At 62.6% G+C, this 11,859-nt stretch carries 9 protein-coding genes; 2 read left to right on the forward strand and 7 right to left on the reverse strand.

All coding sequences use genetic code 11. From position 1 onward, the window contains the following. Positions 1-157 precede the first annotated feature (157 nt). From DYL61_RS30275 to DYL61_RS30305, 7 genes are all read right to left on the reverse strand, one after another. A complete protein-coding gene (locus tag DYL61_RS30275) occupies positions 158-1,858 on the reverse strand; it encodes an AMP-binding protein (RefSeq protein ID WP_135311429.1) in 1,701 nt (566 codons plus the stop codon). A gap of 132 nt (positions 1,859-1,990) precedes the next feature. Continuing rightward, positions 1,991-4,375, reverse strand: coding sequence for a TonB-dependent siderophore receptor (locus DYL61_RS30280; RefSeq protein ID WP_135311430.1), 2,385 nt, complete (start codon positions 4,373-4,375; stop codon positions 1,991-1,993). A gap of 89 nt (positions 4,376-4,464) precedes the next feature. Further along, entirely contained in the window at positions 4,465-5,424 is a 960-nt protein-coding gene (locus DYL61_RS30285; RefSeq protein WP_135311431.1) for a FecR family protein, read from the reverse strand. A gap of 218 nt (positions 5,425-5,642) precedes the next feature. After that, complete coding sequence (locus DYL61_RS30290) at positions 5,643-6,140, reverse strand: RNA polymerase sigma factor (protein ID WP_135311432.1); 498 nt, start codon at positions 6,138-6,140, stop codon at positions 5,643-5,645. Positions 6,141-6,246: 106 nt separating this feature from the next. Further along, positions 6,247-7,665, reverse strand: coding sequence for a sugar porter family MFS transporter (locus DYL61_RS30295; RefSeq protein ID WP_135311433.1), 1,419 nt, complete (start codon positions 7,663-7,665; stop codon positions 6,247-6,249). A gap of 67 nt (positions 7,666-7,732) precedes the next feature. Then, positions 7,733-8,692, reverse strand: coding sequence for a sugar phosphate isomerase/epimerase family protein (locus DYL61_RS30300; RefSeq protein ID WP_135311434.1), 960 nt, complete (start codon positions 8,690-8,692; stop codon positions 7,733-7,735). Beyond that, positions 8,689-9,705, reverse strand: a complete 1,017-nt coding sequence (locus DYL61_RS30305) for a Gfo/Idh/MocA family oxidoreductase (protein ID WP_135311435.1) — start codon at positions 9,703-9,705, stop codon at positions 8,689-8,691. The genes DYL61_RS30300 and DYL61_RS30305 overlap by 4 nt, the downstream gene beginning before the upstream one ends. Positions 9,706-9,896: 191 nt before the next feature. Here DYL61_RS30305 and DYL61_RS30310 point away from each other — a divergent pair, with 191 nt between their 5' ends. Beyond that, positions 9,897-10,919 carry a LacI family DNA-binding transcriptional regulator gene (locus tag DYL61_RS30310; protein WP_135311436.1) on the forward strand — a complete coding sequence of 341 codons (1,023 nt, stop codon included), beginning with the start codon at positions 9,897-9,899 and terminating at the stop codon, positions 10,917-10,919. Between the two features lie 102 nt (positions 10,920-11,021). Then, positions 11,022-11,798: an ABC transporter substrate-binding protein gene (locus DYL61_RS30315; protein ID WP_135311437.1), complete on the forward strand. Its 777-nt coding sequence runs from the start codon at positions 11,022-11,024 to the stop codon at positions 11,796-11,798. Positions 11,799-11,859 lie beyond the last annotated feature (61 nt).

Genomic DNA, 11,859 nt, shown 5'->3' on the forward strand with positions numbered 1-11,859 from the left:
GAAAGCCGCTCATCTGCTGTTTCCTTAACTGACTGGCATTAGGGCTTGCCCCCGATGGCGGTGTATCAGCCAAAACATCTTGGGCTGACAGACTGCTATCGGGGGCAAGCCCCCTCCCACATTGGCCCCTTTCCATATTTTGAACCGAGGTAGGCAGTTAGGCCGTGGGGGTGGTCACCGCGAAGTCCTCTTCGAAGTATTCCTGCTCCCCTCGCGTTTCACTCTGGCGCCGTAAAACCTCCATCTGCCGCAGCTCCACGCGACGGATCTTGCCGGAAATGGTCTTGGGCAACTCGCTCACAAACTCAATGCGCCGCACCCGTTTGTACGGCGCGAGGTTTTCACGGGCAAAAGCCAGAATGTGACGCGCTAGCTCATCGCTGCCGGGGGCGTCGTGGGCCAGGATCAGGAACGCTTTCGGCACCGCCAGTCGCAGCGGATCAGGGCTCGGCACCACCGCCACTTCCATCACCGCCGGGTGTTCGATCAACGCGCTTTCCAGTTCAAACGGGCTGATGCGGTAGTCGGAGGCCTTGAACACATCGTCCGCCCGGCCAACAAAGGTGATGTAGCCGTCGGCATCGACCTGGGCGGTATCGCCGGTGCGGTAATACCCGTCGCGCATCACTTCGGCGGTTTTTTCCGGGCTGTCCTCGTAGCACAGCATCAACCCGAGGGGGCGCACGTCCAGGGGCAGGGCGACTTCGCCTTCGCTGCCGGGTACGCCATCCGGGTCGAGCAATGCCACGTGATACCCCGGTAACGGGCGGCCCATGGAACCTGGCTTGAGCAATTGCCCCGGCGTATTGCCCACCAGCGCGGTGGTTTCCGATTGGCCGAAGCCATCGCGCAGCGGCAAACCCCAGGCGTGCTGGATCTGTTCGATGATCTCCGGGTTCAGCGGTTCGCCGGCGCCCACCAGTTCACGCAGGCTCAGGCGTGATTTGTAGCTGGCCAAATCCTCCTGGATCAGCATGCGCCACACCGTGGGCGGCGCGCACAGGCTGGTCACGCCGTAGCGTTCCAGCGCGTTAAGCAAGGCCGGTGCACTGAACCGTGCGACGTTATGGATAAAGATGCACGCCCCGGCATTCCACGGCGCGAACAGGCAACTCCAGGCATGTTTGGCCCAGCCCGGCGAGGAAATATTCAGGTGCAGGTCGCCCGGTTGCAGGCCGATCCAGTACATGGTCGAGAGGTGGCCCACCGGGTAGCTCTGGTGGCTGTGCAGCACCATCTTCGGCTTGGAGGTGGTGCCGGAGGTGAAGTACAGCAGCACCGGGTCGGTGGCGCGGGTCTGGCCTTCGGCTTCGAAGTGTTCGGGGTGTTCGAATGCGGCGTTGTGGGCGACCCAGCCGACGGGGGCTTCGCCGACACAGACGCGACTGCAACCGTCGGCCAGGCCGTCAAACTTGCTGACATGCGCCTCACCCACCACCAGATGCCGCACCTGCCCGCGTTCGATACGGTCGCGCAAGTCATCGGCATTGAGCAGGGCGGTGGCCGGAATAACCACCGCGCCGAGCTTGAACGCGGCGAGCATGGTGTCCCACAGCGCCACGTCATTGCCCAGCATCAACAGCACCCGGTCACCACGGCGTACGCCCAGAGAACGCAAGTGATTGGCCACCTGGTTGGAGCGCGTGGCCAGTTGCTGGAAGCTGTAGCGTTGCTCGCTGCCGTCCTCTTCGACGATCCACAGCGCATCGGCCGAGTTGCCCTCGGCCATCACGTCGAAGTAGTCCAGCGCCCAGTTGAACACGTCCAATTGCGGCCAGCGGAAATCCCGGGCAGCAGTGGCGTAGTCGGTGCGGTGGGCGAGTAGAAAATCCCGAGCGGCCAGGAAGGGCTGGGTCATGGTCACTGTCCTTGAATTTTTGTTGTAGGGACTGACCCTCGGTTCGACCGAGTGGCCGAACCGAGTATAGGCATGCATAAAACTAGAGATGAACGCCTAAAAACACCGATGGGTTGTGCAAAAAACTCATGCTCAGTATTTCCAGGTCACCGAGGCCGTGACGTTGCGCGGCGCGCCGTAGTTGGTTGAACCCGCAGCCTGGTACAGCGACAGCAGGTACTTCTGGTCGGTGAGGTTGTTCAGGTTCAGCGAGGTGCTCCAGTGTTCGTCGAAGTCGTAGCTGCCCATCAGGTCCACCAGGGCGTAGGCGCTCTGGTACACGCGGCTGTTGCTGTCGACTTCGGTGTGGCTCTGCCACTGCACGCGGCTGCCGATCTTGGCCTGGGGCACGCCGGGCAGGCGATAGGTCAGGCTGCCGCGCACGCTGTGGGTGGGCACGTATTGGCGGGCTTTTTCGCCGTTGTTGTCTTCGATATGCACGTAGGTGTAGCCGCCCGCGAGGGACAGGCCGGGCAGCAGTTCACCGTTGGCTTCCAACTCGACGCCCCGGCTCTTGTAGTCCACGCCGCGGTACAGGTACTGGCCGTTCTGAATGGCCCCGGTGGCTTCGGCGACGTTCTGTTGCTCGGTCTTGAACACCGCGGCGGTGACGCCCAGGCGTTCGTCCAGCAGGCGACCCTTGATGCCGACTTCCATGCTTTTGCCTTCCAGCGGTTCGATGATGCCGCCGGCGGAGCTGCGAAAGTATTGCGGTTTGAAGATCTCGGTCCAGCTGGTGTAGACGCTCCACTGCGGGTTCAAGTCGTAGACCAGGCCGGTGTAGGGCGTGACTTTGCCGTGTACCCGCGTGTCGTGGGCCGAGCCGTAGCCCATGCCGTCGCCATCGGCGCTGAGCATGCGCGCGCCGGCGATCCAGTGCAGGTCGTCGGTGAGGCTGAAACGGGCGCCGGCAAACAGGCTTTTCTGGCGGTCAGTAAAGAGTTGGGTGTTGAGGTCGTCGGTGTAGTTCATCTCCGGCTCCACCACGTTGCCGGCGAGTACATCCTCCAGGTTTTCCACCTGGTTGCCCGACGATGTCCGGTAGTGCCCGCGTTCGGTGTGATGCAAGCGGCCGTAGTTGGCGCCAAGGGTCAGCTCATGCTCGCGGCCGAGGAAGTTGAACGGCCCGGACAGTTGCCCTTCGGCCGCCACTTGATGCTCGGTGCTGGTGGTGCGGTTGATATACGCGGCGACCGTGCTGGCGCTGATCGGGATGGCGTAGAGCATTTTGGTGTCGGAGTGTTGGCTCATGCCGGACACGGTGAGGGTGCTGGTCCAGCCGTTATCGAAGGCGTGGGTCAGCTCGGCGAAGGCGCGTTGGGTCTGGATATTCCAGTAGGTCCACGGCTGGCCGACGCTGGAACTGCGGTTGCTGTAGTGGATGCGGTTACCGGCGTAGTCGGCAATCGGCAGACCGCCCCAGGTGCTGCCGTTGGAGTAGCTGTCCTGCTGGGAGAACCCCACAGTGAGGGTGTCGGCATCGGACAGGTCAAAGGCCAGCAAACCCGCCATCACGTTGACTTCGTGGCTGTAATGGTCGAGGTATGAATTGCCCTTGTCGTGAGAGGTAATAAAGCGCCCGCGCACATTGCCGCTGTCGGTCAGCGGGCCGGACACGTCCAGCGCCAAACGCCGGTTGTCCCAGGAGCCGCCGCTGGCGTCGATCCGCGCCTGGAAGGTGTCGGTGGGACGCTTGCGCACCAGGTTGACCGTGGCCGAGGGGTCGCCGGCGCCGCTCATCAGGCCGTTGGCGCCGTGCAAGACGTCGACCTGTTCGAACTCGGTCATGTCCTGCTCACCCACCAGCACGCCGCCGGAGAAGGGCAGGCCCATGCCGTCGAACTCGAAATTCTCGATCTTGAAACCCCGGGAGGTGAACGCGGTACGGTCGGTTTCGAATTGTTCGACGGTCACCGACGGCGCACTGCGCAGGGCTTCCTTCACGCTGTTGAGCTTGAAGTCGTCCATTTGCTCGCGGGTCACCACGGTGACGGCTTGCGGGGTTTGCTTGTCGGTCAGGCCGAGCTTGGTGGTGGTGGATTTCGGCTTGCCGATGTAGCCAACGCTGGGGCCGCCATCCAGCCCCGCGTAATCCTGAATGTGGATGGCGGGCAAGGTCATGCCGTCGGCCTGTTTCGGCAGCGGCACCAGGTACAGGGTCACCGCATCGGTGCGGGAAAAACCGTAGCCGCTGCCCTTGAGCAGTTCGGCCAGGGCCTGTTCCGGCGAATACACCCCCACCACCGCCGAGCTGCGCAAGGCGCCGTCGAGGTTGCCGTCCAGCAGCACGTTTTGCCCCGATTGCTGGCTGAACACCAACAAGGCCTGGCGCAGTTGCTGGGCCGGGATGTTCAGCGACAGCTGATCGACCGAGGTGCCAGTGGCCGGTGCCGCCTGTGCCGGGACGGCACCCATGAGCAGGGTGCAGGCGAGGGCGGCGGCGCGCCAGTGCTGGGTGGGTTGAGGATGCTTTGCCATTCAGGTGTTTCCCTATGAGGTCGCGCTATCAGTCCATCTAGGACGGATGAAGCGCGGCGATACCTGATGGCGATGTGAATTATTTGCAATTAGGCCGGTTGGATCAGGGTGATCAGGTCTGTGTAGCGGGTGGTGCGCACGGCCAGGGCCTTGGACAGCACGTCGAGCATCTGGTCCGGACGGTTCAGGTTGAGGATCAGGCTGACCCGGCGTGCTGCCAGTTGTGGGTCGGGGATGAAGATCTTGCCTTCACGCCAGCGCTGCAGCTGGTTGACCACGGTGAGCAGCGGCGTGTCGAAGAACACCAGGCGGCCACTGCGCCAGGCCATTACTTGCTCCAGTTCGGCGCGTTGGATGGCGCCGGTGTGGGTGGCGCTGAATTGCAGCGATAGGCCTTCGCCCAGGTCTGTCTGCTGGTTGGGTGTCATCACCCGCACCGTGTGGCGGCTGACGCTCAACTGCGCGTTGGCGCCGTCACACGACAGGCAAAAATCAGCCTCGCTGGTCAACACGCGACCGGCCTGGGTCTGCACCGAAAACTCCCCGGCGGCCTTGGGCAACACGCTGAAAAACGCCTCGCCGTGCAGCAATTCCACCGAGCGCTGGGTGGTGGAAAAATTCAGGTTGAGCGCGGTGTTGCCGGCCAATTCCACCGTCGAACCGTCGGGCAATTGCACGCTGCGCCGCTCGCCAACGGCGGTGCGCACATCGGCAAACGGTGAGCTGACGCCCTTGAGCCACAGGGTGCTGGCGCTGGTGGCGGCCACCGCCACACTGGCCGCCACGGCCAAGCCGACAAAACGGCGGCGGGACAGTTGTGGCGGTTGAACCTTGGGCGGCGCCAGCAGCGCCGTGGCCGCCCAGAGTTTTTCCAGGTGCGCATACGCTTGGGCATTGCGCGGGTCGGCGGCCAGCCACTGGGCCAGTTGAGCGCGCTCGGCCGCGGTGGGTGTGCCGGCCTGGATCAAGGCAAACCACTCGCTGGCCTGGTGACTGGCGTCATCGGGGCGGGCGAGGGGCGGGAGCAGGCGCGGCGGTTCAACACTCATGGGCTAATCAATTCAACGAAAACCGGTCAGGTGGCGAGTATAAGTGAAGGCGTTCACTCGGGCATGCTGTAGTGAGCGGGCTTGTCCCGCGCTGGGTGGCGAAGCCGCCCCCAATCCATACACCTCGGTCTAACTGAAACACCGCAGTGCCTGGGTTTAGGGCGGCTTCGCCCCCCAGCGCGGGGCAAGCCCGCTCACTACAAGAAATCCATGGCGTTTTAATTGGGCATGCCCAGTTTCAACAAGTCCAGGGCGCGCACCATGCGGCTGTAGGCGGTTTTGGGGGATATCCCCAGGCGCTCGCCGATCTCCACATAGGTCAGGCCTTCGACCCGTACCAGCAAGAACACTTCGCGGCAAGGCTCGGGCATGTTGTGCAGCACCTCATTGAGGGCCGACAACTGTTGGTTGGCGATGGCGGCTTGTTCCAGGGTGGGGCTGGGTTGTTCGAGGCTGCCCGGCTCCTGCATCTCCAGCGGCTCGCCCTGGCGGTGTTCCTGGCGGCGGGTGTGGTCGATGAACAGGTTGCGCGCGGCGGAGAACAGATAGGCGCGGAAGTTTTCGATGCGGGTACGGCCCATCTGTTCCGATAGGCGGATGAACGCGTCCTGCGTCAGGTCGGCTGCAGTTTCCTTGCAGCGTAGACGGCGGTCCAGGTAAGCCTGGATTTCGCCACGATGAGCGAGGTAAAGCGCCTTGAGATCTGAGCCGGACATAAAGCTACCTGACAGCCATGGAAGCAAGCGCGGCGGAATATAACAAACGAGAATGATTGTTAATAGCGGCATGATGGCTTTTTTCGCCATCACGCCGTCAGGTCAGTCAGTCGTAGAGACGGTGTTCGATTTCTTCCAGGGTGCTGCCACGCGTCTCCGGCACCCACACCGCCACGAAGATCAGCGACAGCACGCCGGCGCCGGCAAACACAAAGAAGGTCTGGCCGATGCCAATGGTCGCCACCAGCGTCGGGAAGAACAGGCCGATCATCACGTTGGTCAGCCACAGCCCGGCAATCGCCATGCCCATGCAGCCGCCGCGAATGCGCATCGGGAAGATCTCCGCCAGCATCACCCACAACGACGGGCCGATCAGCCCTTGCATCGACGCCAGGAAAAACGCCATGGCGCCGAGGATCAGCATGGCACGGGTCACCGACGGTTCGAACCAGGTCGACACCAGGCCAATCATCAACAACGACAGGGTGGTGCCGGCAAAGCCCAGCAGCATCATCGGCCGCCGGCCAACGCGGTCCAGCAGGTAGATGCCGATAAAGGTCGCCGCAATCGAGATCACCCCGTTGACCACGTTGGCGATCAGCGCACTGCTTTGGGCCAGGCCGGCTTCGGTGAGGATCTGCGTGCCGAAGTACATGATCGAGTTGACGCCGGTCAGCTGCGACGTCACGGCGATACCGATGCCGATCAACATCACACGGCGTGCGCCTTTTTTCGACAGGTCGCGCCAGCCGCCACTTTTAACGAACTTCTCATTGCTGATCTGGCGGGTGATCGCGGCGATTTCTTCCTTGGCGTAATACTCTTCGCGCACCAGCTTGAGCACCTCCAGCGCTTCCTTGAAGCGGCCTTTGGTCGCCAGCCAGCGTGGGCTTTCGGGCATATACAACATGCCAAACCACAGCGCGACGGCGGGCAAGGTGGCCAGGGCGAGCATCCAGCGCCACACGCCGTCGAGGTCGCCAAACAGGTTGCCCAACAGCGCGTTGGTGGTAAACGCGAGGAACTGGCCGGTGACGATCATCAGCTCATTGCGCGTGATGATCCGCCCGCGAATATTGGACGGTGACATCTCGGCCAAATAGGCGGGCACCACCACCGAGGCACCGCCGACGGCCAGGCCGAGGATAAAGCGCGCGGTGATCATCACATTGAAGTTCGGCGCCAGCGCGCAGGCCAGGGCGCCGATAAAGAACACCACGGCCAGGTAGAGGATATTGCGCCGCCGACCTTGCAGGTCGGACACGCGACCGCCCACCAGCGCACCGAGCATCGCGCCGATCAGCAGCGAGCTGGTCACCAGCCCTTCGGTCATGGGGGTGAGCCCCAGGTCGTCTTTCATGTACAGCAGGGCGCCGTTGATCACGCCGGTGTCGAAGCCGAACAGCAGGCCGCCAAAGGTGGCGATGGAAGTGATTTTTTGCAGGTAGCGTCGGGCTTGGCGTTTCTCGGTGTTGAGAAACGCGCCAGTGTCGTCCGCCGTATTTCCGTAGGAATTAATTGTCATTGTGATATTCCGACTGAAACGAAAGGGCACTCAGCCGCCGATGGGGCTGAGTGCTTTTCCGGGGAGGTTAAATGGCTTGGGGTTTGAAGTCGCTGGCGGCGACCGGCATCACGCCTTTGAGCAACGCGACGGATTTCTCCAGGCCTTCGAGGCTGTTGAGCAGCACGTCCTCGTGTTCGATGGACAGCCAGCCGTCGTAGCCGGCCATTTTCAGGCGGTAGCAGAACTGGCGCCACCACTCTTCGCCATGGCCGAAACCGAGGGTGATGTACGACCAGCTGCGCGCCGACACGTCCATCAACGAGCCGTTTTCCAGCAGTGAATCCACCGCTTGCACCGGCGCATTAAGCATCGTGTCCTTGGCGTGCACGTGGTACAGCGCGTCTCCCAGGGCATCGGCGGCGGCCAGTGGGTCGGCGCCCATCCAGAACAGGTGGGACGGGTCGAGGTTGGCGCCGATCAGCGGGCCGATGGCGTCGCGCAGTTTGAGCAACGAACGCACGTTGTACACGCACTGGCTGCCGTGCAGTTCCAGGGCGATACGCTCCACGCCGTGGGCCTTGGCCAGGTCGGCGATCTCGCTCCAGAACGGCAGCAGGCGTTCTTCCCACTGGTAGCGCAGGATGGTCTGGGTTTCCGGCGGCCATGAGGCCACCACCCAGTTGGGCATGCGGTCGCCGGCCTGGCCTTCGGGCAAGCCGGACATGGTGCACACGGTCTTGATCCCCAATTCACCGGCCAGGCGAATCGTGTCCTTGAGGCACTGCGCCTGTTCCGGCTGGGTCGGGTGCAGCGGGTTGCCGTTGGCGTTGAGGGCGATGATCTCCAGGTTGTGCTGCTCGAAGCTGCGGGTGAAATCCCGGCGTGCGGCATTGCTCTCGAGCATCTGCTGGAGGTTGAAGTGCGGCGCGGTGGACCAGCCCCCGGTGTTCACTTCCAGGCCCGAGAGGCCCATGCGTTCGGCGTGCTTGAGCACATCGCCCAAGGGCAGGTTGCCGAGGGTATCGGTGACAAATCCCAGCTTCATAGCGAGGCTCCTTCGCGTGGCAGATAGAGTGACGGGGTGTCCAGGGTACGCAGGGTGACGCGGCGGCCTTCGGTCAGCGCTTGTACGCCGGCTTCGGCGACCCGCGTGGCGCAATATCCGTCCCAGGCCGTGGCAGCGTGGGCCGGGAATTGGCCGGTGCGTACGAAGTCGACAAACGCCTTGTCCTGCAAGCGATAGGCCTCGGCAAAGCGCGGGCGCCAGTCGGCGGCGTAACGCTGCACCGCCTGCAAGCCGCTGTTGTAGTGGGCGTGCACGGGGCCAGCCAGTTGCACCGAACCTTGCTTGCCCACCAACTCGCCACGCACGTCGTAGCCATAGTGGGCGTTGTTGTTCACCTCGATATTCACCAGGTGGCCGTCGCGGGTCTCCAGCACCATGAACACTGGCGCGCCGATGCCGCCGGCGGGCTGGAACACCGAGATGGCGCTGTATTCGGTGTCGAGTACATGGCGCGCCACATCGAACTCATGGGGCGCCGAATTGCTGATCGCCATCTGCCCGCTGAAATTGGCCGGTGCTTCAACGTTGCGGTGGAAGTTATGCATCATCACCGCGCTGCCAATCGCGCCGCTGTGCAGGGCGTGCTTCATTTCGCGGTAGGACGGGTCGAAGCGGCGCATGAAACCCAGTTGGATGAACTGGCGGCCCAGGGAAATTTCCCGGTCGATCACGGCCAGGCATTCTTCGGCGCTGGGCGACAGTGGCTTCTCGCACAGTACCGGCTTGCCGATCTCGATGGCCGCCAGGCACAGCGCGGCGTGAGTGGCATCGGGGCTGGCGATGATTACCGCGTCGACGTCGTTGCGGGCCAGGGTGGCCAGCGGGTCGGTGGCCACGTGCGCGGCGCCGTAGCGCTTGGCGACTTCTTTGGCGCGTTCGGGGTTGGCGTCGCAGATCACTTGGAGGGTGGTGCCAGGCAAATCCTGGGCAATGATGCGGGCGTGGTCTTCGCCCATGATGCCGGCGCCGATCACGGCGATGCGGATGGTCATGGTGGGGATGTCCTGACGAATTGTTGTGGTTGTTATGGAGCGATTATTGGCGGCGCCAAATCTTCGTTCAAGGACGAGCAATGGCTAATGCTGATGGCTATTCCATCAAATTTAGCGTGACAAACCCGTCGATAAGTCAGGAATTACCCTTTATAACTGATGGTATTTCCATCATCGACAAGGCACCGTTCATGCCCGCTCAAACTCCTGCACAACTCTGGAAAGGCCCCACCGTCGAGCAAATCGCCAAGGTCGCCAGGGTCGGTGTGGCCACCGTCGACCGCGTGCTGAACAACCGCCTGGGTGTGCGCGAAAACACTCGGCTCAAAGTGCTGGCTGCGCTGGACAAGCTCAAGCAGGACCTGGCCAATGGCACCGCCACGCTGCACATCAAATTGTTCTGCGATTCGGGAGAGACCTTCAACGCCACCCTGGCCAGGGCGGAGGCGGTGATCAACAGCTCCACCCCTGGCGTGGTGGTACACGGTCACTACGTGCCGACCAACCAGGTCGACCCGGCGGCCTTCGCTGATCAGGTGCAGGCCGACGGCGCCGCCGCTGACGGTGTGATCGTGGTGTCCCGCGAACATCCGGCGATCAACCGGGCGATCCGCGCCTTGTGCCGCCAGGGCATCCCGGTGGTGTGCCTGACCACCGACCTGCCCAATTCGGGGCGCAGCGCCTACGTGGGCAACGACCAGTACGCCGCCGGCAGTGTGGCCGGGTTGTTGATCGGCAATGCGCTGGCGCGGGAGAAGGCCAAGATTCTGCTGGTGTCCAGCGTGTCGTTCCGCTGCCAGCAGGAGCGTGAGATGGGTTTTCGGCGGGTGCTGCGGGCGGAGTTTCCGCACCTGAAAATCGATGAGCGGATGATGTCCGATGACCGCCCGGAGACCACCGCCGAACAGCTGATGCGTTACTTCTCCAAGCACGACTACCCGGCCGCTATCTACAACGTGGCGGGCGCCAACCGGGGCGTGGCCCAGGCCATCGGCACCATTGCTGCCGAGCAGCGCCCGGTGTTTGTCGGCCATGAACTCACCGGGCACACGCGGGCAATGTTGGAGTCCGGGGTGATGGACTATGTGGTGTCCCACGATTTTGTCGGCGAGATGACAGCAGCAGTGCGCTGGATTCGCGGCGCACGCGAAGGCGCCAGGGCGGCGCCGCCGTTTACGCGGGTGTTGGTGCATACGCGGTACAACTGCGATTGACGGGTGATACGTAAAAGTCCAGTATGGAATTATAAGTACAAAAAACGCTGCGTCTTTTTCTTCACTCTTGCCAAATCAACAACACCTTGCGAGATCACGTCCATGAAGAAACTTTCCCTTATCAGCGCATTGGCCTTGGGCCTGATTGCGTCCGGCCCGTTGCTGGCCGCCGAGAAAACCCTGCGCATCGGCATCGAGGCGGCTTACCCGCCGTTCGCGTCGAAGACCGAAGAGGGCAAGATCGTTGGCTTCGACTACGACATCGGCAATGCACTGTGCGCGCAGATGAAGGTCAAGTGCGTGTGGGTCGAAGGCGAGTTCGATGGTCTGATTCCTTCCCTCAAAGTGAAGAAAATCGACATGGCCTTGTCGTCCATGACCATCAACGACGACCGCAAGAAGTCGGTGGACTTCACGCACAAATACTATTTCACCTCGTCACGCCTGGTGATGAAGGACGGCGCCGTGGTGGATGACCAGTACGCCAGCCTCAAGGGCAAGACGGTCGGTGTGCAACGCGCCACCACCACGGACCGTTATGCCACCGAGGTGTTTGAACCCAAGGGCATCACCGTCAAGCGCTACAGCAATAACGAAGAGATCTACATGGACCTGGCAGCGGGGCGCCTGGATGCGATCTTTGCCGACACCATTCCGCTGAATGACTTCTTGCAGATGCCACGGGGCAAGGGCTACGCGTTTGTCGGCCCGGAGCTGAAAGACCCGAAATACGTGGGCGAGGGCGCGGGGATTGCGGTGCGCAAGGGCAATGGCGAGTTGGTCAGCGAGTTGAACGCTGCGATTGACGGGATTCGGGCGAGCGGGGAGTACCAGAAGATTTCGCAGCACTACTTCAAGTCGGATATCTACGGCGACTGACACCCCGAAAACCTGAGCCATGTGAAGATCAAATGTGGGAGGGGGCTTGCCCTAATGCCAG

The organism is Pseudomonas nabeulensis, from assembly GCF_004682045.1.
GTDB classification, from domain to species: Bacteria; Pseudomonadota; Gammaproteobacteria; order Pseudomonadales; family Pseudomonadaceae; genus Aquipseudomonas; species Aquipseudomonas nabeulensis.